This window comes from Candidatus Cloacimonadota bacterium (assembly GCA_012522635.1).
GTDB lineage: Bacteria > Cloacimonadota > Cloacimonadia > Cloacimonadales > Cloacimonadaceae > Syntrophosphaera.
Genome location: JAAYKA010000064.1, coordinates 1 through 26,308, shown reverse-complemented (window position 1 = coordinate 26,308; position 26,308 = coordinate 1). Strand labels below are relative to the sequence as shown.

Annotated in this window: 25 protein-coding genes and 3 tRNA genes; 25 read left to right on the top strand and 3 right to left on the bottom strand. The window is 49.4% G+C overall.

Translation table 11 applies throughout. The features are described from left to right. A partial coding sequence (gene eno / locus GX135_03775; GenBank protein NLN85210.1) for a phosphopyruvate hydratase occupies positions 1 to 1,160 on the bottom strand: 1,160 nt, incomplete at its 3' end. A 22-nt stretch (positions 1,161 to 1,182) separates the two neighbouring features. After that, positions 1,183 to 2,124, bottom strand: coding sequence for an SPFH/Band 7/PHB domain protein (locus GX135_03770; protein ID NLN85209.1), 942 nt, complete (start codon positions 2,122 to 2,124; stop codon positions 1,183 to 1,185). Positions 2,125 to 2,331: 207 nt separating this feature from the next. On the opposite strand from GX135_03770, the gene GX135_03765 reads away from it, so the two are divergent. The 6 genes from GX135_03765 to GX135_03740 all read left to right on the top strand — a co-directional run bounded on the left by GX135_03765 (position 2,332) and on the right by GX135_03740 (position 9,172). Next, on the top strand, positions 2,332 to 2,832 hold the full coding sequence (locus GX135_03765) for a hypothetical protein (GenBank protein ID NLN85208.1): 501 nt from the start codon (positions 2,332 to 2,334) through the stop codon (positions 2,830 to 2,832). Positions 2,833 to 2,864: 32 nt separating this feature from the next. Continuing rightward, positions 2,865 to 3,779, top strand: coding sequence for a phosphate butyryltransferase (locus GX135_03760; protein ID NLN85207.1), 915 nt, complete (start codon positions 2,865 to 2,867; stop codon positions 3,777 to 3,779). 1 nt (position 3,780) lies between these two features. Then, a complete protein-coding gene (locus GX135_03755; GenBank protein NLN85206.1) occupies positions 3,781 to 4,698 on the top strand; it encodes a phosphate acetyltransferase in 918 nt (305 codons plus the stop codon). After that, a complete protein-coding gene (rpiB, locus tag GX135_03750; GenBank protein NLN85205.1) occupies positions 4,695 to 5,135 on the top strand; it encodes a ribose 5-phosphate isomerase B in 441 nt (146 codons plus the stop codon). The genes GX135_03755 and rpiB overlap by 4 nt, the downstream gene beginning before the upstream one ends. Beyond that, the gene (locus GX135_03745; GenBank protein ID NLN85204.1) at positions 5,132 to 6,424 is read left to right on the top strand and encodes a serine hydroxymethyltransferase; all 1,293 of its coding nucleotides are present in this window, start codon (positions 5,132 to 5,134) and stop codon (positions 6,422 to 6,424) included. The genes rpiB and GX135_03745 overlap by 4 nt, the downstream gene beginning before the upstream one ends. A gap of 297 nt (positions 6,425 to 6,721) precedes the next feature. Continuing rightward, positions 6,722 to 9,172: a hypothetical protein gene (locus GX135_03740; protein ID NLN85203.1), complete on the top strand. Its 2,451-nt coding sequence runs from the start codon at positions 6,722 to 6,724 to the stop codon at positions 9,170 to 9,172. Positions 9,173 to 9,270: 98 nt separating this feature from the next. Here the strand turns inward: GX135_03740 and GX135_03735 are convergent, their stop codons facing one another. After that, positions 9,271 to 11,754, bottom strand: a complete 2,484-nt coding sequence (locus GX135_03735) for a leucine--tRNA ligase (protein ID NLN85202.1) — start codon at positions 11,752 to 11,754, stop codon at positions 9,271 to 9,273. A 652-nt stretch (positions 11,755 to 12,406) separates the two neighbouring features. Here GX135_03735 and htpX point away from each other — a divergent pair. From htpX to GX135_03640, 19 genes are all read left to right on the top strand, one after another. Continuing rightward, positions 12,407 to 13,297: a protease HtpX gene (htpX, locus tag GX135_03730; protein ID NLN85201.1), complete on the top strand. Its 891-nt coding sequence runs from the start codon at positions 12,407 to 12,409 to the stop codon at positions 13,295 to 13,297. A 29-nt stretch (positions 13,298 to 13,326) separates the two neighbouring features. After that, positions 13,327 to 14,643, top strand: coding sequence for a 23S rRNA (uracil(1939)-C(5))-methyltransferase RlmD (gene rlmD, locus GX135_03725; GenBank protein NLN85200.1), 1,317 nt, complete (start codon positions 13,327 to 13,329; stop codon positions 14,641 to 14,643). Between the two features lie 12 nt (positions 14,644 to 14,655). Next, positions 14,656 to 15,087: a hypothetical protein gene (locus GX135_03720; GenBank protein NLN85199.1), complete on the top strand. Its 432-nt coding sequence runs from the start codon at positions 14,656 to 14,658 to the stop codon at positions 15,085 to 15,087. 131 nt (positions 15,088 to 15,218) lie between these two features. Then, a tRNA-Lys gene (locus GX135_03715) sits at positions 15,219 to 15,293 on the top strand. Positions 15,294 to 15,299: 6 nt separating this feature from the next. After that, a tRNA-Glu gene (locus GX135_03710) sits at positions 15,300 to 15,374 on the top strand. 31 nt (positions 15,375 to 15,405) lie between these two features. After that, positions 15,406 to 15,481, top strand: a tRNA-Glu gene (locus GX135_03705). Positions 15,482 to 15,593: 112 nt separating this feature from the next. Beyond that, entirely contained in the window at positions 15,594 to 16,529 is a 936-nt protein-coding gene (locus GX135_03700; protein ID NLN85198.1) for a peptidoglycan DD-metalloendopeptidase family protein, read from the top strand. Next, positions 16,526 to 17,173 (top strand): thiamine diphosphokinase, encoded by a 648-nt coding sequence (locus tag GX135_03695; protein NLN85197.1) that lies wholly within the window; start codon positions 16,526 to 16,528, stop codon positions 17,171 to 17,173. The genes GX135_03700 and GX135_03695 overlap by 4 nt, the downstream gene beginning before the upstream one ends. 48 nt (positions 17,174 to 17,221) lie before the next feature. After that, positions 17,222 to 17,461, top strand: a complete 240-nt coding sequence (xseB, locus tag GX135_03690; protein ID NLN85196.1) for an exodeoxyribonuclease VII small subunit — start codon at positions 17,222 to 17,224, stop codon at positions 17,459 to 17,461. Next, positions 17,454 to 18,344: a polyprenyl synthetase family protein gene (locus GX135_03685; GenBank protein ID NLN85195.1), complete on the top strand. Its 891-nt coding sequence runs from the start codon at positions 17,454 to 17,456 to the stop codon at positions 18,342 to 18,344. The genes xseB and GX135_03685 overlap by 8 nt, the downstream gene beginning before the upstream one ends. Beyond that, on the top strand, positions 18,341 to 18,775 hold the full coding sequence (gene dut, locus GX135_03680) for a dUTP diphosphatase (GenBank protein NLN85194.1): 435 nt from the start codon (positions 18,341 to 18,343) through the stop codon (positions 18,773 to 18,775). The genes GX135_03685 and dut overlap by 4 nt, the downstream gene beginning before the upstream one ends. A gap of 14 nt (positions 18,776 to 18,789) precedes the next feature. Continuing rightward, positions 18,790 to 19,698, top strand: coding sequence for a quinolinate synthase NadA (nadA, locus tag GX135_03675; protein NLN85193.1), 909 nt, complete (start codon positions 18,790 to 18,792; stop codon positions 19,696 to 19,698). Between the two features lie 86 nt (positions 19,699 to 19,784). Next, positions 19,785 to 20,315 carry a methyltransferase domain-containing protein gene (locus GX135_03670; GenBank protein NLN85192.1) on the top strand — a complete coding sequence of 177 codons (531 nt, stop codon included), beginning with the start codon at positions 19,785 to 19,787 and terminating at the stop codon, positions 20,313 to 20,315. Between the two features lies 1 nt (position 20,316). After that, entirely contained in the window at positions 20,317 to 21,147 is an 831-nt protein-coding gene (locus tag GX135_03665) for a hypothetical protein (protein NLN85191.1), read from the top strand. After that, positions 21,147 to 21,716, top strand: a complete 570-nt coding sequence (gene pgsA / locus GX135_03660; GenBank protein NLN85190.1) for a CDP-diacylglycerol--glycerol-3-phosphate 3-phosphatidyltransferase — start codon at positions 21,147 to 21,149, stop codon at positions 21,714 to 21,716. The genes GX135_03665 and pgsA overlap by 1 nt, the downstream gene beginning before the upstream one ends. After that, the gene (locus GX135_03655; protein ID NLN85189.1) at positions 21,716 to 22,789 is read left to right on the top strand and encodes a DUF4837 family protein; all 1,074 of its coding nucleotides are present in this window, start codon (positions 21,716 to 21,718) and stop codon (positions 22,787 to 22,789) included. Before pgsA ends, GX135_03655 begins: the two co-directional genes overlap by 1 nt. Next, on the top strand, positions 22,786 to 24,510 hold the full coding sequence (locus GX135_03650; protein ID NLN85188.1) for a hypothetical protein: 1,725 nt from the start codon (positions 22,786 to 22,788) through the stop codon (positions 24,508 to 24,510). Before GX135_03655 ends, GX135_03650 begins: the two co-directional genes overlap by 4 nt. 259 nt (positions 24,511 to 24,769) lie before the next feature. Then, on the top strand, positions 24,770 to 26,017 hold the full coding sequence (locus GX135_03645) for an asparagine synthetase B (GenBank protein ID NLN85187.1): 1,248 nt from the start codon (positions 24,770 to 24,772) through the stop codon (positions 26,015 to 26,017). Positions 26,018 to 26,027: 10 nt separating this feature from the next. Beyond that, the coding region (locus GX135_03640) for an MCE family protein (protein NLN85186.1) at positions 26,028 to 26,308 on the top strand (281 nt) is incomplete at its 3' end.

Below are 26,308 nucleotides of genomic sequence, written 5' to 3'. Positions count from 1 at the left end.
GTCTTGATTTGGCCGGTGTTCATCGCCACGGCGAGGTCGGCAATAAAGGTGTCTCCAGTTTCACCGCTGCGATGGCTCACCACGCAGGTCCAGCCAGCTTTGTGGGCGGTGTTGATGGCGTCCAGGGTTTCTGTGACGCTGCCAATCTGGTTCAGCTTGATGAGGACGCTGTTCGCGGCTTTTTCCTTGATGGCGCGCTTGATGATGGCGGGATTTGTGACCAAGAGGTCGTCACCCACAATCTGGATTTTGTTGCCCAGAACCGCGGTCATCTTTTTCCAGCCGTCCCAGTCGTTTTCAGCCAAGCCGTCTTCGATGGAAGCGATGGGATATTTGGTCACCATTTCCTCCCAGTAGGCAATCATGTCGTCGGTGCTGAAATCCTTGCCTTCAAAGAAGTAGGTGCCATTTTTCCAAAAGCTGGAAGCGGCGGCGTCCAAGGAGATGAATACATCCTCACCACCTTTGTAGCCGGCTTTTTCGATGGCTTCCATAATCACTTTGAGGGCTTCCTCGTTGTTATCCAAATTCGGCGCGAATCCGCCTTCGTCACCAACGCCGGTTGCCAGTCCGCGACCGATCAAAATCTTTCTGAGAGCGTGGAAAATTTCGGCGTTCATCCGGATGGCTTCACGGAAGTTTTTCGCGCCCAGGGGCATAATCATGAATTCCTGGATGTCAACGTTGTTGTCGGCATGTTCGCCGCCATTGATGATGTTGCTCATCGGCACGGGCAGGGTGAGGGCGTTCACACCGCCCAAATAGCGGTAGAGCGGCAAATCCAGCTCGGCAGCGCTGGCGCGCGCGGCTGCCATGGAGACTGCCAAAATCGCGTTCGCGCCCAGTTTTTCCTTGTTATCGGTGCCGTCCAGTTTCAGCATTTCCATATCCAACTGCGCCTGGTTTGAAGATTCCATTCCGCTGATGGCGGGGGCAATGATGCTATTGACGTTATCCACGGCTTTAAGGGTGCCTTTGCCACCGTAGCGGGATTTATCACCATCCCGAAGTTCGATGGCTTCGCGTTCTCCAGTGGAAGCTCCGCTGGGCACTCCGGCGCGTGCGGTGATGCCTGTTTCGAGGTGGACATCTGCTTCCACGGTCGGGTTACCGCGTGAATCCAGTATTTCCCGTCCCTTGATTAGTATAATTTCGGACATTGTTTGTACTCCTATGGGTGTTTTATTTTTGGAAAATATTTGCCAAGGTTTTCACCGAGCCCAGCAGGGCTGATGATTCGTAGGGAACCACCACGGTTTTATCACCTTGTTTTGTAACTTCTTGGAACGCGGCAACATACTTCAGCGCGATGAGATATTGGGCTGGGTCTGTTCCGCTGCCTTTCACAGATTCGGCAATGAGTTGGATGGATTTGCGTTCGGCTTCCGCCACCAGCAATTTTGCCTGGGCTTCACCATCGGCACGGGCGATTTTTGCCTGTTTTTCACCTTCCGCCACTCGGATTTGATATTCACGCTCACCGTCTGCCTGCAGGATTTTGGCACGTTTATCGCGTTCGGCGCGCATTTCTTTTTCCATGGCGGTGCGAATCTCCTCCGGAGGCAGGATTTCCTGCAGTTCAACGCGGTTCACCTTCACGCCCCATTTGTCGGTGGCGTCATCCAAAATATCGCGCAGTTTGGCGTTGATGATGTCCCTGGAGGTGAGGGTGTAGTCCAAAGTCAATTCACCAATCACGTTACGCAGCGAGGTTTGGGTCAGTTTTTCGATTGCCTCGGGGAGGTTGCCAATCTCGTAAACCGATTTGTAGGGGTCGGTTATCTGGAAGTAGAGCAAGGCGTTGATGTTTATGGAAACGTTGTCGCTGGTGATAACATTTTGGCGGGGAAAATCGTAGACGGTTTCACGCAGGTCGATGCGATTTTCCTGTTTTTGGGTCACAATCACGTTTCCGCGATAGTCCGCCCTGTTATAACGCCAATGAATGGGACGGATTTTATCGAAAATGGGAAAAATAATATGGATACCGGATTGCAGGGTTTTATTGTATCTTCCCAAGCGCTCTACAATGACAACCTCGGCCTGACGCACCACGATGATGCTTCTGGAGATGAGGATTATCGCAAAAAGGGCGATAACAATTCCGACGATAAATAGTGGCATGGCTCACTCCTTAAAAATAAACTTTGGTTCACTAAAAAACACGCCCAAAATCTGACAAGGAAAAAACTTGGCGCGGGGTGAATGAAGATTGCGCTTGACAAAATTCAAAACTCCGGGCAAGTATCATTTTTTCCAAAAAAAGCAGGCGTTCGGGCCAAACAACCTGCCGCGTCTGCAGATATATTAGTCATTTACACCGAGATAACAATGAAAAAAGTTTTATTACTGATGATGTGTGGGCTGGTTCTATTTGGTTGCAGTGTGCATCGGCTCAACGGCTGGAATGCCAACGATGCCGAGGATATGGCTCATGAACTGGCATCCCGCATTCTGGATGAAAATTGGCTGGCCTACGCTGGTGAGAGAAGCCCGGCTTTGGTTTTGGCACCGTTGGAAAATTTCAGCGGAAGCGGCTCCCCACTTTTGGAGCTGGAAAACGCCCTGGCGCGGGAATTGCTGCAAAAGGGAAAAGTGCGCCTGGTGCGCCCCAAAAAAGCGAAAGGCAGCTTGACCGCGGATGACAAATTTTGGCAAAACTGCGGCGCGGATGCCATTTTGAAGGGACAGTTGGATTTGGTTCCCCACCCCAAAATGCTGGTTTATCGGCTGACTTTGGAAATGCGGGAAGCGGAAACCGACCTGCTTTTGCACCGCAGTCAGACCGAAATCAGCAAGCCAAAATGGCTGCCCTTCGGTTCTTCGGTTTAAGAAATAAAAATAAATATATAGATGGAGATGAAATGCAAATAAGCAAACTGGATCAAATGTTCGACATATTGAAATCCCGGACGAAAAAGCGGCTTGTGGCAGCCTGGGCGGTTGACGCTCACACCATTAGCGCGGTGCATCAAGCCGTGGAAATGGGAATCGTGGAAGGTATTTTGGTTGGTGATGAAGCTTTAATCAAAAAGACTTGCGCCGCCGAGAATATCGTGCCCGATGTTTTCACAATTGTGCACGCGGACACGGACACTCAGGCAGCGTCCAAAGCGGTGGAATTGATAAACTTAGGCGAGGGCGATTTCCTGATGAAAGGCCTTTTGAGCACAGACCGCTACATGAAGGCAATTCTGAATAAAGAGCGCGGGCTGATGAATCCCGGCGCCATTTTGTCTCATGTGACCGTTGCCGAACCCAAGGGCTATCATAAGTTGCTGGTTTTTGGGGACGTTGCCATCATTCCGCTGCCCGAATTGGCTCAGAAGGTGGCGATTACGAACTATTTGATTCGGGTTGCCCATTTTTTGGGCATTGAAAAACCCAAGGTTGGCATCCAAGCCGCCTCGGAACAAACTTTGCCCAAGATTCCGTCCTGTGTGGATGGCGCTTTAATCGCCAAAATGGCTCAGCGGGGTCAGATTAAGGGTGCCATTGTGGAAGGTCCGCTGGGCATGGATTTGATTGTGGACAAGAAAAGCGCTGTTATCAAAGGAATTGACAGCGAGGTATGCGGTGACGCGGACTGCATTCTTTTCCCAAATATCGAAGCGGGAAATTGCTTTTACAAATCCATCGTAAAGCTGATGGACAGTGAGCTTTGCGCGGTTGTGATGGGCGCCAGAGTGCCCTGCGTGCTCACCTCCCGCGGTGACAGCGAACGTAGTAAACTCTACTCCATCGCGTTGGCAGCTCTGCTTTCCGGAGAAATACGCTAACATGCAGCCCATCACAAGTTTGGAAGGCCTTGCCAATCACGTTCGCTCCCTGGGACGCGTGACCCGCATTGCGGTGGCGGCAGCCGAGGACGCCAATACCCTTGAATCACTGGCCAGGGCAAGCTCGGAAGGTTTTGTTCATGGCATTTTGCTGGGTTCAAAATCCAAAATTGAAAGCGTTTGTGATGAGCTTGGCTTGGATTCAAGCGGATTCGAGATTATAAATACAGAAAACGACGCTCAGGCAGCCACGCAAGCCACGCAAATGGTGAAGGAAGGCCAGGCTGATGTCTTGATGAAAGGCTTGGTGAATACCGATGTTTTCCTTAAAGCCGTGCTGAACAAGGAGAAAGGTCTGCTGCCGCCCAAAGCTGTGATGAGTTATGTGTGCGCTTTGGAACTGCCCAAATATCACAAACTTCTGTTTATAAGCGATACCGCCGTGCTGACGAACCCGGATTTGAACCAAAAGATTGCGATGGTGAACTACAGCGTTGTCATGGCGCGGCGTTTCGGAATCGAAAAGCCAAAAGCGGCATTGATTTCCGCCACCGAAAAGGTGACACCGGGGCTTCCCAACACCTTGGAATATGCGCAGATAAGCAAGATGGCATCGCGTGGACAGATTAAAAACTGCATCGTGGACGGACCTTTGGACGTCTTTTTGGCATGCGACCCAGCCGCTGCCGAGATTAAAGGCATCGAAAGCCCCATCGCGGGTGACGCGGACATCCTTGTTTTCCCAAATTTGGAAAGCGCCAACAGTTTCTATAAAGGATTGATGCTTTGGGCTGGTGGCGAACTTGCAGGCCTCATCCAAGGCACCCTCAAGCCCGTGGTCGTGATGAGCAGAAGCGAAAGCGCGGCCTCAAAATACTATTGCGTGGCACTTTCGTGCCTCATGGCAGGTGAAAAATGAAAATAGCAATTGCCAGCGATCATGCCGGTTTTGAACTCAAGGAAGCCATCAAAACGGCTTTCCCCGAACATGAATTTGAAGATTTCGGAACCCATTCCGTTGATTCCATGGACTATCCGGATGTGGGAGCCCCCGCGGCAAAAGCTGTGGCGGCTGGAAAAGCCGAGCGTGGTATTTTAATCTGCGGCAGCGGCATTGGCATGAGCATCACCGCAAATAAAGTGAAGGGCGTCAGAGCCGCGCTGTGCACAAACACCGATGTGGCACGCCTTTCCCGCATTCATAACGATGCGAATGTGCTCTGTCTGGCGGGACGCTTCACGGCGGTTCCCTACGCTTTGCAGATTGTAAACAACTGGCTGCATTCGAGTTTCGAGGGCGGTCGTCACCAAAATAGAATACAAAAAATAAAGATATTGGAAGGAGAAAAGCAGTGAAACACATTCAGATGCAAGATCCCGAACTCTACGCCGCAATGGCTGGTGAATTGAAGCGCCAGCGTGAAAACCTGGAACTCATTGCCTCGGAGAACTTTACCTCCATGGCGGTGATGGAAGCCCAGGGCAGCGTGCTCACAAACAAATATGCCGAAGGCTATCCCTACCGTTGGAGCAAAAAGACGAACAAGGTGAATTACAAGCTCTACGGACGCTATTATGGCGGTTGCGAATATATCGACGAAGTGGAGCGCCTCGCCATCGAACGTGCCAAGCAAATTTTCAACGCTGAACACGCAAACGTGCAACCCCACAGCGGCTCACAGGCGAATATGGCAGCCTATTTCAGCCTCGTAAAACCTGGCGACACAGTGCTTTCCCTGGAATTGGCTCATGGCGGCCACCTCACCCACGGGCATCCGCTCTCATTTTCAGGACAGTTCTATAATATCGTGCATTACCAGGTTGAACCCGGCACAGAAATGTTTGATTATGATAGACTGGAGCAGATGGCAAAGGAACACAAACCCCAAATGATTCTGGCAGGCGCCAGCGCTTATCCGCGCAAAATGGATTTTGCCCGCTTCCGCGAAATTGCGGACATGGTGGGCGCGAAACTGATGGTGGATATGGCTCACATCGCAGGCCTGGTGGCTGCGGGCTTGCACATGAACCCAGTTCCCTACGCGGATGTGGTAACTTCCACCACCCACAAAACCCTGCGCGGTCCCCGCGGTGGCATCATTCTTTGTAAAGAACAATATGGCAAAGAGATAGATGGCCGTGTTTTCCCAGGTATCCAGGGTGGCCCGCTCATGCACATCATCGCCGGAAAAGCGGCGGCTTTCCTGGAAGCACTGCAACCCGAATTCAAAACCTATCAAGGCAAGGTGGTGGAAAATGCCAGCGCCTTGGCGGCAGCGCTGATGGATAAAGGATTCAAACTGGTTTCCAGCGGAACAGACACCCATCTCATGCTGCTGAATATGGGCACCGAGGAAGAAGGCGGCCCCAGCGGCAAAAAAATGGAAGAATCCCTTGATAAAGCAGTCATTACCGCCAACAAAAACACGGTTCCTTTCGACACGCGCAGTCCTTTCGTGTCCTCAGGAGTGAGGCTGGGAACGCCTTCCGTCACCACCAGAGGCATGGGTGTGGATGAAATGAAGCAGATTGCGGATTTCATTCTCCGTGTGCGCGAAAACCACGATAATGAAGAATACCTCACCTCCATGAAAGCTGAGGTTTTGAAGCTCACAGACAAATTTCCGCTCTACCCGGAATTATAAGCATCACAAGAGCTTAACATACAATTCGAGGCCGGCAATGTCCGGCCTTTTTTCGTAATATACAAAAAGCGAACATTCCAAATCTATATACAATTCGGAGAATCTGACCGCCAAAATTTGGTAAAAAACTTGGAACTGTGGAAATATATCAACAGCCCTAACTCACTGTAACCAATCATAGTTATGGCTAAAACCTGAGTTTTTCCCATGTTTTCACGGCATTATTTCCACGTTGCAGACCTTGACACAGCCGCCCCCACAAAGCAGGTGAAGTTTAGAGACTATATTTGGTTAGATATGAAAAAATTTTTGATCTGGTTACTATTTTTAATCGGGATTCTTATCCCAGGATGCCGCGTCAGGCAAGTTTTCAACACCCGCGAATTTGTCCCCGAAAATATCCTTTTAAATAAAGGTGCCGCCTATTTATGGTCTGTGGGCGATTTGGACAATTCAAAACGGGATCACCTGCTGCTGGCAACGAAATTTATCAGCTTGGATGCGCTGCTGATGCTGGATCAAAACGGGAAAGAACTGTCTCAAATCAATTTTCAACACAAGCTTAGAAATATCAGCGTGCTCGAAAGTCCGGAGGGCGACAACGCCTGGCTTTTTGCCAGCCTCAACGACCAAAAAAGTGTCCGCATTATGGCCTGGCAATATCAATGGGAAGACATGTTGACGCGCCATGAAAAACAGTTTGAACCCATTGCCCGTACAGACATCCTAATCGACGATCCCGCTTACGAATGGACCGCGGTTTTGGTGCCCAAACTTTTGGAGGATATCGACAACGACGGCAGGCTGGAACTCGTCTGCCTTGCAATTGATGGCTTCACGATAAACCCACGCGGCTTGGCGGTTTACGATTTTGAAAGCGGGGAGTTGAAATGGCGTCTGGAGCTCAGCACCTGCGTGGTATCTGTAATCTGCGGAGATTTTAATGGAGACGGCGCCAAAGAACTGGTCTGCGGCACCCAAGCCTATAAAAACACAGATCTTGAGCTGCATGGCATGAACGATATGAATTCCTGGCTTTTTGTGGTAAATTCGAGAGGAGAACTGGTTCACAGAGAAAAAGCAATTGAAGGCTACAGCCAGGTGCTGCTTGCCACCGCGGATGTTAATAAAGATGGCGATCCGGAAATTTTGGTGGTGAAATCCAACAAAGGAAATTCGACCATGCCAAGTGGAATAAGCTGGATGAAATGGACCGGAAACAGGTTCGTGCCCCTTAAAAATTGGATGGCCGACAAACCTTTTGAACTCGCGGGCAATGCACCCATTTTGAACCGGATGAACAGTAAAGACCAGTATCTGATTTTGGCTTCTGCCTTGAATTCGCCGCTGATTGCCCTGGATCAGGATTTGAACCCTGTCCACCATAGTCTCAAAGAACAAATCACCCGCGTTTGGGCGGTTGAGGACCTTGATCTGGACGGCAACAAAGAGGTTTTAGTCCAAACCGCGGACAACAATTTCATGATTTTAAACAGCTCCTTGAAACAGGTCGCGAAACTGCCAAATCCTTGGCCACCGGAAAAAGGCGTCCAGGCTCACATCGTTCATTCCGGTTCGGGAGAACCGCCTCGGGTAGCGCTTTCCTCAGGTCCCGAATTGCGTTTTTACAGCTATCAGCGGGTGGCACTTTGGGGCATGGTGTGGAACTTTATCCGGGCGAACAAAGTAAACCTGCACATCCTGATTTTTATTATTATTGTCTCGTTGACCGCTCAAATCATCTTTCGCGTAAGGCTTTGGAACATTGGTATGAATAGTTTGGATGAAGGGATTATCTTGGTTGACCGTGACGACAGCGTCATCAAAATAAATCGATATCTGATTGATTTACTTGGAGATAACCAGGGCAAGCCTCCTTCCAAATCTCTTTCCGCTCTCTATCCTCAAATCAGCGCTCTGCTGCCAGAATTTTTCCGCAGTAAAGCACTGGAGTTTAATACAGTTCTGAGTCTTGGCCCCTCAGAATTACGTCATGCCGCGCAATTTCGGAGGTTGCGCGGCTTGATTTCAGGATGTCTCATCACTTTGAGCCCTGAAGGTTTGGCGCGTGAAACTGAGCCCGGGTGCATCGATTGCACCCAGAGTTCCAAAAACTTCTATTTGAATGCCCGACGCCATATTGTGCGGATGAACCAAGCTCTCAAACCTTTACAGGAGTCAATTGGAGATTCTGAAAACCCAAACCTCGTCACCATCCGCAACGAAATACACAATTTCCAAAAGCTCGCCAACGCCTTCCAGCGTTTTCACGAAACCATGGACTATCAGCTCCGTCCTTTAAATCTCCTGCCTTCGGTGAAGCTTTGTCTGGAGCATCTTGAGATTCCCGCAAACATCGAACTGACAACGGATTGGACAAAAGAAACAATCCAGGCTTGGTTCGAGCCCGCCCGTTTTGAAGAGGCGCTTTCCAATATCCTAATCAACGCGCTGGAAGCCATGCCGGATGGCGGAAATCTTCATGTGGCGCTCAAAGAATTGGATTCCGAGGATCCAAGGGTGGAAATCATCGTGCGTGATAGTGGTATAGGTATTCCTGACAATCAGTTAAACGATGTGTGGAAACCATTTTTCACCACCAAGGAAGACGGGATTGGGATTGGGCTTCCGGAAGCCAGAAAGATTATTGAAGCCATGGGTGGAAGCTTGAACCTGCAAAGCGAAGAGGGCAGAGGCACAACTGTGGTTTTAGTTATAAAGGGCGCGGAATCAAATGGCGTGCAATAAGTTATAAGACACAAAAACAAATTTGTGGTTGTTGGCCAAAAGCCCGGGGTTCATGCACTTCGCCCCGGGCTTATTCTTTGGATGAATTCTTTGTAAATCTATTTTCCCGCGGCGATGGAAACCATTTTACCGGGGATGACAATCACTTTTTTAACCGTCCAGCCTTCCAGGCTGCGCTTCACGTTGTCCACTTCCAGAGCCTGTTTTTTCAGCTCTTCTTCATCCGGGTCGGGAGCCGCTTCCAGCTTTCCGCGCAGTTTGCCATTAACCTGAATCACGTAGGTCACCAATTCGCGCGCCAGGTGTCGTTCCTCAAATTCCGGAAGACCATCTTCGTGCATAAGTGTCTCATGACCAAGCAATTGCCACAGTTCTTCCGCCACATGGGGCGCGAAGGGATAAAGCATTTTGGGAAGCACCGCGCAAGCCTGGGCAAAAACCGCCAGTTCAGCTTCGGAAAGCTCAGCCGGGTTTTTCACTGCCACACAGTTGTTCAAGTGTTCCATCGCGGCGGCGATTGCTGTATTATACTGCATGCGTTCAAGGCTGTCTTCGCGCCATTTTTTCACCGCGCTGTGGGTGCTGTAACGCAAGTCTCGCAAAGCCGCGGAAATATCGGCTGAATCAGGCGAAAACTCCAGTCCGCGCTTAATCGCCTCCAGATTCGATTCGATCAGGCGCCAAACCCGGTTCAGGAACCTGAACGCGCCCATAATGCCGTCATCGCTCCATTCGGAATCCTTATCCGGTGGGGACGCAAACAGCAAAAACAACCTGAGGGTATCCGCGCCAAAACGGTCAATGATATATCCCGGATCCACCATATTTCCCTTGGACTTACTCATTTTGGCGCCGTCCTTCAACACCATGCCCTGGGTCAGCAATCTGGCAAAAGGTTCGTCGGTTTCCAGCCAGCCCAAATCACGCATGAATTTTCCGATGAAGCGCGCGTAAAGCAAGTGCATACAGGCGTGTTCGATGCCGCCGATATATTGATCCACCGGCATCCAATATTTCGCTTTTGCGTGGTCAAAGGGCTTTTCGGAGTTTTTGGGATCGGCAAAACGCGCGTAATACCAGGAACTATCCACAAAGGTGTCCATGGTGTCGGTTTCACGCCTCGCGTTTTCGCCGCATTGCGGGCATTTCACTTCAAACCATTCCGGCACCGAAAGCAGCGGATTGGCAGTGGTTTTTCCCACCTGGACGTTGTCTGGAAGCAGCACGGGCAAATCTTCATCCGGAACCATCACCACCCCGCATTTGGGGCAATTTATCACTGGAATTGGCGTTCCCCAATAGCGCTGACGGGAAATGCCCCAGTCACGTAACCTGTAGGTGGATGTTGTTTTACCAAAGCCTTTTTCCTCAATGAGGCGCGAAATGGCAGCTTTTGCCTCTTCATTGGGCAAGCCGTCAAAGTGTCCGGAATTCACATTTATTCCAGGCTCGATATAGGCTTCGTCCATCGTTTCCAAGCTCAAGCTCTGTTTTGGATCCTGGATGACCAAAAGCATGGGAATCCCGTATTTTTTGGCAAATTCAAAGTCGCGCTGGTCGTGAGCGGGAACCGCCATCACGGCGCCGGTTCCGTAATCCATCAAAACATAGTTCGTAACCCAAATCTGGATTTTGTGTCCACTGAGCGGGTTGAGGCAATATCTGCCGCTGAAGATGCCTTCCTTGGTGGTATCTTCGGCACCGCGCAGGATTTTATCTTCATTAATCACTTTATGGCAAAATTCATGCAGGTCGGCGTTGTCGGGGTCTTCCGCCAGCCATTTTTGCACCAAGGGATGCTCCGGCGGCAGCGCCATAAAAGTGACACCATATATCGTATCTGGCCGTGTGGTAAAGATTTCAATGCTTTCATCGCCCTCTTCCAGGGGGAATCGCGCCAGGGTTCCTTCGCTTTTCCCAATCCAGTTTTTTTGCATGGTGATCACGCGCTCGGGCCAATCTATCATTTTGGAAAAATCAAGCAGTTCCTCCGCGTATTTCGTGATGCGGAAAAACCATTGTTCCATCTCTTTTTGTTCAACTTCACAGTGGCAGCGCCAGCAGCGTCCGTTTTCCACCTGCTCGTTCGCCAAAACGGTTTGACAACTGTCGCACCAGTTTTGCCAGGATTTTTTGCGATAGGCTAATCCCTTCTCATACAGCTTTTTAAAGAGCTTTTGTCCCCAAACATAATAATCCGGGCGGCAGGTGCTGATCTCGCGTTCCCAATCAAATCCGAAGCCCAGGGTATCGAACTGCTTGTGCATCACGGCGATGTTTTCCTCTGTGGTGATGCGGGGATGCGAGTTGTGTTGGATGGCAAAGTTTTCCGCGGGCATCCCAAAGGCGTCCCAGCCCATGGGCTGCATCACGCTGTAACCTTCCATCATTTTCAGCCGTGTCACAGCGTCGCCAATCGCATAGTTCGAAGCGTGGCCACAATGCAGAATTCCGGAGGGATAGGGAAACATGGAAAGCACGTAATATTTGGGCTTTACATCGTTTTCATCCGGGTTGAAGATACGGCGCTCATTCCATATCTTCTGCCATTTTTTTTCAATTTTAGAAAAGGGATATTCCATCTATGATTCTCCTCGCGTCCAAGACGGCCCAAAAAGCCCCTGTCCGCATACAAGCGTTTGTGGCGCTGATTTTTGCGCATAGCCATATTTGTCAAGTTCTAAGACTTTTCCCTCAGTTAAACCGCTTGTTTCTGGCAGAGTTACCATTGCTTTTTGCAGTTTGAAACCATTTATCTTCCTGAATATCAGAAAGTTGCACCTCAGTAAAAATCTGCTGAACCCACTTTTCGCCCTTAAGCGAAGGCCTTAATCACTTCTTAATTAAGCCTTAATCAAGTCTTAATTATTAACGCTTGATTAAGGCTTGATTATCACTTGATTAACTGCGTGAATAAGGAGCGGATTAAGGGTCTAAAAAGGTGATATAAAATCAGTTAAGCTAATTATAGACAAGGAATTAGTTGTTCCAATTGGGTCACATTCTTGCTCTAAAAATAATTGGCAGGGTCTCGCATCAAGGTTTTCAAATCCGCGACAAGCCGAAGTAAATAGCATCGAAAAATTGTAATTTTGGAACGAGACAAGATTTTGCTTGCCTTTTTTTCGCAGTTGAAAATAAATGATTTAAAGGTCTTAATTGGTAATCCCGCCGCTTTTGAAAGGCTGTGGGATGACGTAGATAAATAACTATAGATCAAGGAAATGGATTGAAATGAAAGCACTATTTAAACGTTGGGGGATTTTCCTCACTGTAAACCTGCTCGTATTGGCAGTGCTGGGAATTATTCTCAGCTTTTTCGGGCTTGAACAGCAGGATTGGATGGGCTTGTTGGTCATCTGCGCCGTGTTTGGCTTCTCGGGAGCTTTGATCTCGCTGTTGTTGAGCAAAACAATGGCCAAAATGTCCTATCAAATCAAGCCTCTCAAGCGTGAAAACGCCACTGGCAAGGCGCTTTACCTCTATGACACCATCGAAAAAATGGCAGCGCACAGGGGCATCAAAATGCCGGAATTTGGGATTTATCAATCCGCGGATAACAATGCCTTCGCCACCGGCGCCTCCAAAAACAAGTCTCTGATTGCTTTTTCCAGTGGCATCATGCAAAATCTGGACGAAGACGAGCTTGCCGCGGTGGCAGGACATGAAATGACGCATATCACTGAAGGCGACATGGTTACCACCACTCTGCTGATGGGCACCCTGAACACATTTGTGATGTTTTTGGCTCAGATAGTTGGGGCAATCATCAGCGGAGCGCTGAGAGGGAAAGACAATGACAACCGCGCCAGAAGTACGATTGCCTATGGCAGCAGCTACCTGATTGTCATGGTTCTCCAAAACGTGCTGATGATATTTGCCAACGTGGTGTTAGCAGCATATTCGCGTCATCGAGAGTATGCCGCGGATGCCGGCGCGGCGGATTTAACCAGCCCGGGACACATGATCACGGCTTTGGAGAAAATCAGCGGTGGTCACGTACGTGAGAAAAAAGAAGACGCGTATTCCATCGCCAAAATCTATAATTTGAACGCAGTTACGCTTTTCGCGACTCATCCGCCCATCAAAAAAAGAATTGAAGCCTTGCGCAAGATGACGGTGTGAAAGACAGATTCAGGCTTAAAATAGAAAAGATGGCTCTGGAGGGGCACGGCATCGGCTTTAACGAAAATAAGGCAGTGTTTGTGCCCTATACCGCTGTGGGAGATGAAATTGAGGCGGCTCTCACCCGCGAACGAAAAGATATGGCGTTTGCCCGTGCCGTGCAGTTTTTTGAGCGCGGGGAAGGTGTTGTGGAGCCACCCTGCAAGGTTTTCGGCATCGAAAAACCCTGCGGTGGTTGCGATTGGCTGCATCTGGATTATGCCACGCAACTGAAATATAAAACTTGTCTCATCCGCGAACTTTTCAATTCCCTGGTGCCGGAACTCGTTATCCCTGAGACGGTTCCATCTCCGGTGACGCGGCATTACCGGAACAAGGCTTTCATGCCTGTGGGTGAAGTGGAGGGTAAACTGATTCATGGCATTTACGCACGCTGGTCGCATCATATTGTGCCACATGAAGATTGCCATTTGCATCCTCCGATTTTTGATGCCATCGCGCTGCGCGCTTTGGAAATCATGTCTCGGGCGGGAGTTAAAGCCTACGACGAACATACACATAGCGGAACCCTGCGCCACATTGGTTTTCGCGTTTCAGAGGACCACAGCCGGGTGATTTTGGTCTTGGTGACCCGCTCTGGAAAACTTCCTTTCAGCAAATTGTTGGTAAAGCAGATTACAGAGGAGTTTCCCGCCCTTGCCGGCGTCGTGCAAAACATCAACCGCGATCGCGGCAATGTGATTTTGGGCACCGAGGAAAAGCTGCTTTGGGGTGAGCCCTGGTTGCTGGAAGAGATTGCGGGGCTGCGCTTTAGGGTGAGTTACAATTCTTTTTGGCAGGTCAATACCGGTATTTTGGAAAAGGTGGTGGAGAGCCTCAAAAAATGCGTGGGTGCCCAGGATACCATCTTTGATCTTTACAGCGGTTTGGGCGCGTTGGGGCTGTCTTTGTCTGCAAGTGTGGACAAGGTTCTTTGCGTTGAGGACAATCCGCAAGCCGTGGCGGATGGTGAATTGAATATGGAAGAAAATGGAATCACCAACGCCAAATTTTTGCGCGCCAAGGTGGAGGAGCTGTTGCCCCAACTATTGAATGGGGATGAAGAAAAGCCGGACGCTGTGATTCTGGACCCGCCACGTTCAGGTTTGCGCCAGCCGGTTTTGGATGCCCTTGTGGCAGCGCGGGTTCCTCGGATTTTATATCTAAGTTGCTCGCCCATCACCCTGCGGCGGGATCTTAAGTTCTTGGTGGACAGCGGTTTTTATCACATTCAAAGTCTCCAGCCCTTTGATATGTTTCCCCACACCTGGCATGTGGAAACCTTGGCTGAAGTTGTTCTGAAATAAGGCTGGAGAATCATGCTGAAGAAAATTGCCATTGTTGTCTTGGCGCTCACGCTGCTTCTAATCGCAGGTTGTGACAGGGATACAAGCGCGGCGGACGAATTTGAGCTGCGTGAAATAATCTATAATATTTCGCGCGATTTTGATTGGAATGAAATCGGAAAAATCATGGCGCGCGTACACCCTGATTATCTGCATAACGGTATGTATAGTGGTGAGTTGCGCCAGATTTGGCTAAATCGGCGCGGGCAATATGACCTTCTGTCATGTGAAGTGACACATGTGGAGCTTGAATATGACCGTGCCACGGTTTATATGGAAATGAGCTTTACTTCTTCCGCGGGCAACTATACTTATTCGGAGCCGCAAACTCACGGTGATATTTCCTATTTTATCCGAGATGGTGGGATGTGGCAGATTTACGGGAATCAAAAATGGGGGCTTTGAACCCGGCAGACTGGTTTTAAAGTCATATAATTGATCGAAGCGAATCCCAAGACAAGGTTCACCAGGCGGAATATTTTTTTCTTGACAGGATAAGCGCTGCAAAACTTTTGGTACATCTAAGCAAAACATTTGGTCCAGTAACTCAGCGGTAGAGTATCTGCCTTTTAAGCAGAGAGTCGTTGGTTCGATCCCAACCTGGATCACCAGTTCGCGACCCCTTCGTCTATCGGTCAGGACTCAAGATTTTCATTCTTGCAAGAGGGGTTCGATTCCCCTAGGGGTCGCCATTTTTTTAAACTGGTTTTTGCGATATAGAGTGTCCCGTTCGTCTAGTGGCCTAGGACTCGTGATTCTCAGTCACGCAACGGGGGTTCGATTCCCCCACGGGATGCCATTTGTTGGCGCCTTTTTTACTTTCTCTCTCCCCTTTCAATTCAATCCTGCTTGCTCTGTTTACGCTGGCAAAATATCGCTGAAACCTCATTTGGAGACCTAAGCTTTATATTATGAAAAAAGACAAGATTCCCCGGGAGCTTGAATCTGAAATGTTCGGAGACCGCAGAATCAAGTTTTCGGTTGATAGTGGCGGCAGGAAACGCAGCTTTGCGCTGCATCCGCGGGTTTTACTGTTGGGTGCGATCCTGCTGATTTTGACGGTGGCGCTACTGCTGATTTTTGCCTGGCGCCTGCCGGAAAAAACGAACAAAGAAATGTTGACAAAGTTGCAGCATGAAAATTCCAATCTGCAAAAAAAGATTGGGGATTATGAGACTCAGATTGATTCAGTGATGGCAATGTTGGATACTCTAAATATCAAGCAGCCTGAACCTGAAGCTCTGCCTTCTCTTGGTGAGGAGCGGTTTGGTCGCGAAAATCCATTTCCTGTGCATCCCGGCTTGGAAAGAAAAATCATCAGCCTGGATGTGAAACTCGCCAATCTTAAACAGCGGCTTGGCTTGGCAGTGGAAGAACTCAATGCCGACTTTCATTTGCCATCAGATTTTGAGCGGAGCGGCGATGGCATCCCCGCCATCCATCCGACTTTTGGTAAAATCTCCAGTCCCTGGGGCTATCGAATGCATCCTATTATCGGAGAAGTGCGCCTTCACCAAGGCGTGGATATTTCCAACAAAACCGGCACTCCAATTTATGCTACGGCGGATGGGGTGGTCAGCAAGGCTCAAGATGATAACGGCTGGGGAAAAGTTGTAAACATCGATCATGTCGATGATTACATGACCCTGTATGCCCATCTGAGCAGCATCAAGGTCAAAGTTGGAGAAGTTGTCAGCAAAGGCCAGATTATTGGGTTGATGGGAAATACCGGAATGTCCACCGGGCCGCATTTACACTATGGTGTGTATCGACGCGGAAATTCTGTGGACCCTGTTCCCTTCATGAATCGCAGGGATACGAGCCTCCACGCCAGTGCGGGCAGATGAAGCCACGAAAAGCCTGGATTTTCACGGCAACCAGTCCGTCCCAGATTCTTGGCGGCTATGATGCCATCAAGCCTGAGACCGATCTACTTGTGGCTGTGGATGCGGGTTTAACGCGGCTTCACGAATTGGGGCTGACGCCATCCATCATTATCGGAGACATGGATTCCGCGGAGCCTGAGCTGCTGAAGCAATATCCCCCGGATTTGACGCAACTTTTTCCCACCAAGAAAAATGAGACCGATACTGAATTGGCGCTGCTTTGGGGCATCGAAGCCGGAGCGGATGAATTCATCATCGTCAACGGCTTGGAAGGTCGTTTTGACCACAGTCTTGCCCTGATCCACAATCTCGATTTTCTGCATGCAAAAGGTTTGCCCGCCAGGATTGAATCAGCTTTTCAGAGGGTTTGGTTTTTGTCTGGTGATGCCAAAATTTCAGGTTGTCGTGGTTGCACGCTGTCTCTGATGCCCTGGTGTGAAACGGTTAAGTTTCAAGGCTCCAAGGGATTGGCATATCCTCTGCAAGGAATTAGCCTCCATCCCGGCCAGACGCGAGGTTTGAGCAATATCATTGAGGAAGATGAAGCCTTCATTGGTCTTGACAGCGGTCAGATCCTGGCTATATTGACTAAAAAAGTCCCTTGACAAAAGCATTGGCTTTTTTTATAGTCAATATTTTAGGGAGAAATGCGCATGAAAGATACAAATAAACAGGGCAAAGTCAATTTTGAGGAAGCCCTAAATTCGCTGGAGGACATAGTTGGACGTCTTCAGCAGGAAAACCTTGATCTGGATGAAATGATCAACCTCTACGAGGCAGGAATCACTCATTTGACAAAATGCCAGCGTGTGTTGGAAAGGGCTGAACTCAAGATTCAGCAGTTGAATTCCAAGCTGAAGTTCGATGAGGAAAAGGATGGCGAAGATGGATAAAAAAGTAATCCTGAAAAAAGACATGAAAGAGAAGCAGGAGCTTGTAAACATAATTTTGGATCGCTATCTCCCGCGCAAGGATGAATATCCCAAAAATATCCACAAAGCTTTGCGTTACAGTGTGTTCGCTGGTGGCAAAAGGCTGCGCCCCTACCTGGTTCTCAGCAGCTATCAAATCTATGACGAAGAGGTGGAAAAGGTGGCGCCTGTTGCGGCTGCCATCGAAATGTTGCACACCTACACTCTCATCCATGATGACATGCCGGATTTGGACAATGACGAATACCGACGCGGCAAAAAATCCACCCACGCCATTTTTGGTGAAGGCCATGCCCTGCTTTCCGGAGACGCACTGCTGGTGGGCGCTTTCGAACTCATCACCTACGCCGAGATTCAGCCAAAGCTGAGAGTGCAAATGGTGCGTGAACTGGCTCGGGATTGCGGCATCAACGGTCTGATTGGTGGTCAAATGGTGGATTTGGAAAGCGAAGGCAAAAAGGTGGATAAAAAGACCATCGACTACATCCACGAAAACAAAACCGCCAAACTCATCCGTCTGGCTCTGCGTTTTGGAGCTTTGGCAGGTGGCGCGCCCGCAGCGGAACAAAAAGCGCTGGAAGAATATGGCGGCAAAATTGGCCTGGCGTTCCAGATAATTGATGATCTTTTGGATATTGAAGGTGACCCGGATGAAATGGGCAAAACCGTTGGCAAAGATGCGCATTTCCAAAAAGCAACCTACCCCTCGGTTTATGGCATGGCAGAATCTCGCAAAAAATCTCAGGAATTGATTGCCCAAGCCCGCGAAGCAATTGCCCCGCTGGGAGATAGAGCTTTGGTTTTGGATGGTTTGGCAGAATATATGCTCACGCGAAAATCATGAGAATCCGCTTCAAACTCCTGAGTCAAAATGCCATTCCGCCTCAGCGGATGACTCCAGACAGCGTTGGTTGGGACCTCAGCGCTGCCCTTTGTGAGGAAATGGTTTTAAATCCCGGAGCACGCGCTGCCATTCCCACAGGTTTGGCTTTGGAAATCCCTCAGGGCTATGAAGGTCAGATTCGCCCTCGCAGCGGGCTGGCTCTAAAATTGGGCCTGGGAGTTTTGAACAGCCCCGGCACCATCGATCCGGACTACCGCGGCGAGCTAAAAGTAATATTGATAAATAGTTCCACAGATGATGTGGTAATCCGCCCGGGCATGCGCATAGCCCAGATAATAATCTGCCCTGTGGCCTTGGTGGAATTTGAACAAAGCGATGAATTGGGCCAAAGCCAAAGGTCTGATGGCGGTTTTGGCCACACTGGAAATTAGGTAAAACAGGAAGTATGACGATGAACATCGTTGACAAAATAAACAAACTGCGCCAGGAAAAGGGCGCTCTCATTTTGGCACACAACTATCAAATGCCAGCGATTCAAGATATTGCGGATTTTCGGGGTGACTCCCTGCAACTTTCCATTCGCGCCAAAGAAGCGGACAGCGAGCTCATTGTTTTTTGCGGTGTGCGTTTCATGGCGGAAACCGCTGCCATCCTGAATCCCAACGCCAGGGTTTTGCTACCGGTGGAACATGCGGGTTGCCCAATGGCGGATATGATTACAGACGAACAGCTTAGGCAATTCAAAGCTCAACATCCCGGAGCGAAAGTGGTTTGTTACGTGAATTCCACAGCCGCTGTGAAGGCCGAAAGTGACGTTTGCTGCACATCCTCGAACGCCGTGAAAATCATCTCTTCCTTTCCCAAGGGCGAGACAATTCTGTTCGTGCCAGACCAAAACCTGGGAAGCTGGGCGGCGCGCCAAGCCGGTCGCGATGTGATTGTTTGGCCCGGTTATTGTCCCATCCACCAATGGGGTTTCACGATTAACAATTTGAAAACCCTGCGCAAAAAGCACCCCGATTTCAAACTCATCGCGCACCCCGAATGCGATGAAGATATTGTGGCACAAGCAGATGAAGTTTTGTCCACAGGCCAGATGGAACGTTATGTAGCGGAAAATGACAAGCTCATCATCGCCACGGACGCCAGTTTTACAGACTATATGAAACACATCCATCCAGACAAGGAACTGGTTCATCTCAGCATCCGTGCCCGCTGTGCGAACATGCGTAAGACCACGCTGAATGAGCTGTTACGTGCCTTGGAGAACGAAGAACACCAGGTTGTGGTGGCTCCCGAAACTGCTGCCCGCGCAAAACATTCGCTGGATAGGATGCTGGAGCTGTCAGTCTGAGTTCACGTGCGTGGGTCGATCTAAAATTGGGTGGAGCGCGTATCTGGCAAAACCCAGATTCGCAACCGGTTTCCCACGCGTCTCACGTGCTTCAGCAAACAGCGCTGGAGCTTTTTAACACCGCGGAACTGCGGGTTTTGGATTTGGGCAGCGGCTGCGGCATCGTTGCCATCATGCTTGCTTTGCAACGCCCACACTGGACAATTGAAGGCTTGGAAATCCAACCAGACCAGGTTTCCCTCGCTCGGGAAAATGCTCAAATTTGTGGTCTGAACATCACTTTTCACTCTGGGGATATGCGCTCTTTTACGGGGCAAAATCCCTTTGATCTCATCGTTTCAAACCCACCCTGGCTTGTTCCCGGAAGTGGGAAAACCAGCCCCAGCCCGACACGCAACTTCAGCCGTTTTGAGCTTTTGGGCGGCATGGAAGACGTCCTGGCCTGCGTGAAACGAAATCTCGCGCCCGGGGGAGACGCACTTTTGCTTTATCCGCAAACCCGTGTATCTCAATTGGATAGCCTCGCTCAAAAGACAATGCTTGACATAATTTCGCACCTGGCGCCACCTGACCTGTCAAAACATATAATTTGCCATATCCGGCATAAAGGACAATAAGATGAACTTCAGATACCTATTGGTCTTGCTGCTTGCCACTCTAACCCTGTTGGGTTGGACCTATGTGCATCACCAGTATCTGACCTCCAGGCAATTTCGGCTGGACCAGCTTCCCAAAATGCCTGTTTACGCCTACATATACGATTCTGCTCAAGTGGACAGCCTCTACCATGGGCTCACGCAGCAGATTCCAGAAATTGATTCTCTGACCCATGAGACGGGTCATCAGGCTCTGATTCAGGATTTTCCGGATACCGACTATAAAACCGGGGGTCTGGATGAATTCAGGCTCCAGATTCTTTCCATCTATTTCAAACCCATTGATGCTTCTTTCAAAGGCAGGGAAAACGCTTTGGAATATCTCAAAGCCAATGGTTTGGACGCCAGCAATATCGAGGCTCAGGAACTTGCCTGGGGTTTGGAGCGCAAAGAGTTGGATTTTCTAAGTTCGCGCTGGAGCAACTCCACCCTTTTTATTGCCGTCCTGGTGTTTCTAATGATTTTATATGCAAGGCTTTACATCTATCTGGCTGAATCCGCGGCCTCAGGCGGGATGAAATCCACAGTTCTGGAAAACATCCGCGATAGCGAGAGCTCCAAATGGCAAAACGCCCTGCTGTTGGTTCTGCCAATTTTGCTGAACTTCGGTGCTTATCATTTGCTTGGCGTGCTGGATGTCCTCGTTCCCCAAATACATTTCAGTTTTTTCCTGGTCCAGTTCGCCTCCGTTTTAACCGCTGTGGTGGCGGCAATTTTGATTAACAATATGCGTGAGCCGGATCCCAGGCCTGGCGCTCACGGCATCACAGTAACCCGCCCCACTGAAAACTGATGCGTAATATACCAAATATTCTGACCATGCTGAGGGTACTTCTGGTTCCCGTTTTTGTGTGGCTGGTCTTTTTTTGTGACGCATCCAACAGCATTGCCTGGGCTTTGTTGGTTTTTTCCGTGGCTTCGTTCACGGATTTTCTGGATGGTCATCTTGCCCGTAAATGGCAGGTAATCAGCGATTTTGGCAAGGTCATGGATCCTTTGGCGGACAAGCTTTTAGTGCTGGCGGCGCTGTTGGCGCTCACTTTGTTGGAGCCTTTCAAGCTGCATCCATCCATCTTTTTCCTGATTGCTCTGCGTGAGGTTTTGGTCACCGTTTTGCGAGAGGTTTATGTTAAAAAAGGAATTGTAATGTCCGCGGACAAGCTGGGCAAATTGAAAACAGTTATGCAAATGCTTGGCATCATTGCCTCTCTGGTGCTTTGGGCTTGGTTTGAAAATCTTGCGGCCAGTTCTCCAATTCGCATCGCGGCACACCTATGGTTCGGCGCTGTGGCTTTGCTAACTGCCTTTAGCGGATTAAATTATCTAAACACGGTAAAACAGCGGGAAAAAAGGAAATTATGATGAAAAGGATGCTTATTCTTTTGGGGCTCGTTCTGATTTTGTTGGCAGGCTGCAAGGAAACCAAATCCGGGCAGGAATATTATGAGCGCTATGAAAGCCTGATGGACTCGGGAAAACCCATTGCCTATGGTGAAGATGACGATGTCTATATTTTCGCGGAAGGCGCCGTGTTGGAGGCCGTGCGCGACACTTTGGAAGAGAGCGTTGGACGCACTGAGACCCTGATTATGGATATTAAAGAGCGGTATTTCCAACCCATTTTCGCTTCCGCTTCGGATTTGGATGAATTCAAACCATATAAAAACCTGATTTATTGTGGAATTTTGGATGGCACGGACAGCATTTCCAAGCATATAAACAAAACCCTGGATCCACAGCTCATTGAAACCGTGGGCGAAAGTGGCGCGGAACTGTTTATGGTCAACAATCTCTATGTGAAAGACCAGCTTGTACTCTATCTTCTGGCAAAAGATATTGAGGGTTTGCAAACCCTGACGGGAGAAAGGAAGAACCAGATTTTCGACTTCCTGCTTGAGCGCTATCAAAAACGCCTCGCCAATGCCGCCTACAAAAATCCCGTCATCGAAAGCAAGTTCTTTGAAGACAGGCCTTTCACCATCAAGGTGCCCGTGTTGTACCGTCTTTGGAAAGATGAAAAAAGCGGTCGTTTTGTCTCCTTCCTTTTTCAACCCACCAAGCCCACCCGCCACAAAGCGGATAAATATATCTCCGTCTATTACGAACCGATGTCCAGAAACCGGGTAAACGAAGCCTGGATCTATAAAACCCGGCAGGAATTGGGCGAAAAATTCATCGGTGGCGATCAGATTTTTGAGGACAGCTACAAAACCGAAAAAGTCCAAATCGCAGGCCAAAACGGGTTTCTCATGCGTGGACACTGGGTAAACCCATCCCAGGGTGGCTTCGGCGGAGCTTTTCAAAGCTGGGCTTTTTGGCACGCGCCCACAAAAACAGCCTATCTGATTGACAACATTGCCTATTTCCCTGATGGCAAAAAACTTCCTGCTTTGCTTGAGCTTGGCATGCTATCCCAATCCATTGAGTTGAAGTGAAAAAGTTTGCTCGGAAAACGCTCCCTCTGTGTTTGGTCGGCCTGCTGCTAAGCGCCTGCGCCACAAGCAACACCATCCCCGAAGTCAATGCGGGAAATCCCACAGCTCGCTCGGTCTATTTCTACGTGGTCGGTTCATATTTTCAAAACTTCGGGAAAAATGCGGATGCGGATATGTTCTATCGCCTTAGCGCGCAGGAAGATATCCAGAGCCAAGGCATCCAGCGTCAGATTTTGGTGAACAGCTTTGATCTTTTCCAGGACGACGGGATTTCCGCTGAAGACTTGGAGAAGCTAATTGTTGAATACACAACACAATACGAGCCCGATGAAAAGCTTTTATACCGAATTCTGCAATTTCAGGAATACGTCTGGGACACAGAAAATGCCAGACAAAGCATCTCAGAGCTGCGCTCCCGTTTTCCCAGCGCCCGCGCGGACCTCAGCCTCTTTTTTCACATCCTGCGCAACACCGGAGAAACGGATCTTTCGCTGTTAAAATCCGCAGACAAAAAGGCAAAGAATGACGTTGAACAGATTTTGCTGCTTGCCAATATCTGGAGTTTTTACGATTCTTCCAAGGAAAAGGCTTTGTTGTTGCGCGCTCATGAGCTCAACCCAAACGATGAGAGCCATTTCCGCTTGGCTGATTTCGCCGTCCGCAATGCCGATTTGAAGCTTGCCCGCCAGTATTTTTCCGCCCTCAGCTATCCCGAAGACCGGGAGCTGATGCTCTTTTTGACGGATTCGGAATTTGTGATGGAACGCAATCCCATCCTGCTGGATTTGGCAGATGATATTTTGGCGACCGAGGCTCCGGAACTGCTCTATTCACTTACCTTTGCGGCTTTGGTTGGAAGAAGACCCGATATTCTGAAACGCATTGGCAAATTGGCCCCAACGCTGATTGCCACAGAGGATGAACTGCAGCCGATATGGTCCATGCTCTTGGCGGGTTCCATCTTGAATCAAGAAAAGCAGCCACTGGACGAGATGATTGCAAAACTATACGAGACAGGTTCTTACAATTCACTTGTGACCTATTATGCCTACGGTGTCGATACCAACATTTCAGACAGCCTGGTGTTGGAAGACCCGCAAGCCTGGCCCGATTTTATCAGCCAAGTGCGTCAGCGTATGAAAGATACACCCGCTTCCCGCTATCTGCAAACCCTGGCCGCAGCCATCATCGATGAAGGAAAAACCGACTTCTCTGAAGCCCGGTTCAATCTGATTTTGTGGCTGCGTGAAAACCGCGTTCCCAGCGAGGAAGATTACGCTTATCTGCTTGCCTGGTACCAGTTTCACTCGCGCAAGGAAATCTATGATGCCACTTTGCGTGAGGCGCTGGATGTCTATCCCGACAATCCCGGATTTTGCAACGATTTGGGTTACCGCATGCTCACCAATAATGAAGACCTCGAAGAGGCAGCCCGGCTTATCCGCCACGCCTTGGTTTTCGAACCTGAAAACATCTTCTATCTGGACAGCCTTGCCTGGTATCATTTTCTTGTCGGCGAGGCTTCCAAGGCATTGGAATTGATGGCTTTACCCATGCTTGAACCAGAACTTCCTGCGGAGATAATCTGGCACATCGGAGAAATCCACCGAGCCTTGGGGCTGCACCGCGAAGCCAGAAAATGGCTGGAAAGAATCATTCTCCAAAACGATGACCCCGACTTTGTGGAGCAGGCCCGTAGTTCCCTGCTTGGTTTGCCCTGATTTTTCATTTGAGTGCTCCCGCATGGTTGTCCGATAAAGAATCGGGGGACTCACACGTATCCCACAAGTAACCCTCCCGCTGGAATCCAGAAGGAAGAGGGTTTATACTATTTTCAAAGAAAGCGTCTGGCACCAAAATATCAGCCCTGCCAGAATTTAGCTTGACAGATTTAAGCCCGCGGGCGGCTTTTGTCCACTAAGGTAAAAACAGAGTTCAAACCCACTTAGGAAGCGGGCTGTACCCTGCGTGAGGAACCACATGAAAAAATACTTGCTTCTGCTGATGATTACGATTTGCGGGCTGTTACAAGCCGAGATCCTCATCCCGATGGATCACACGCAAAGCGATCATCTGAAAGCTTATGGCGTTGCGTTTGAAGCGCTTAAGGAGCAGTATGTGGTGAAATGGCTGCTAAATTATCGCGGCGGAAGCTTTCTGATGCCCGATTCCGATGGTTTGGCGGTGCTTTGCAATATCCGCGGCATCCGCTTTGAACATGTTTCCGGAGGCAACGTTGCCGCCATCATGGCAGAAATTCAGGAAGCGAATATGGAGGCGGTGGTTCTGGAAAAAGAACCCAAAATTGCGGTTTATATTCCGCCCAACGCTTTGCCTTGGGACGACGCTGTCACCCTCGCTCTGGAATATGCGGAAATTGATTACGACCGCTTTTGGGATGAAGAGGTGCTGTCTGGAAAACTGGCGGATTATGACTGGCTGCATCTGCATCACGAGGATTTCACCGGCCAATATGGAAAATTTTACGGTTCCTATCGCCACACTCCCTGGTATCAAAATGATGTGCTCGTGAACGAAACCATGGCCGCAAGACACGGCTACTCAAAGGTTTGGCAGCTCAAGCAGGCAGTGGCAATGAAGATTCGCGAGTTTGTGGAAAAAGGCGGGTTTATGTTCGCAATGTGTGCGGCGACAGACACTTTCGACATCGCCATGGCAGCCTACGGAATTGATGTTGTGGACGCGCTCATCGATGGCGATGGCATCGACCCCAACTATAAAAGCAAACTGGACTACAGCCGCTGTTTTGCCTTTGAAAATTTCGAGCTGATCACAAACCCCTTCGTCTATGAATATTCCGATATTGACGCCAGCGATTATTCACGTTTGCGAGGAGCCGAGGCGGATTTTTTCCAGCTCTTCGATTTTTCGGCAAAATATGATCCGGTTCCCACGATGCTCACGCAATGTCACACCAATGTCGTGAACGGTTTTTTGGGTCAAACCACATCCTTTTTCAAAGACAAGGTGAAAAAAAGCGTGATAATTTTGGGCGAAGTGCCCGGACAAAATGAGGTGAAATACATCCACGGAAACATCGGCAAGGGAACTTTCACCTTCTACGGCGGTCACGATCCAGAGGATTATCAACACAAGGTTGGGGATCCGGAAACCATTTTGGATTTACACAAAAATTCGCCCGGCTACAGGCTGATTTTGAACAATATCCTCTTTCCCGCCGCGGAAAAAAAAGAGCTTAAAACCTGAGGGGGAAACGGTGAAAAAGTTTTATCCGAACATGCGTCTCACCCAGTTCAAAGTGGGTGTTTTCACGGTGATTACAATTGCCATCCTTTTTGGCGCCTACCTTTGGCTGAGTGGAAAGCTGGGAATGGGTTCGCAAGACGAATTGCGGATTAGCTTTGAAAACGTGATGGGTCTGGAAGTTGGCGACCAGGTAAATTATCGCGGCATGGAAGTGGGTCGGGTGAAAAAGATTAAGGCGCGGAATGACGATATTTTGGTGACCGCGCGCATCAGCAGCGACATCAATTTGCG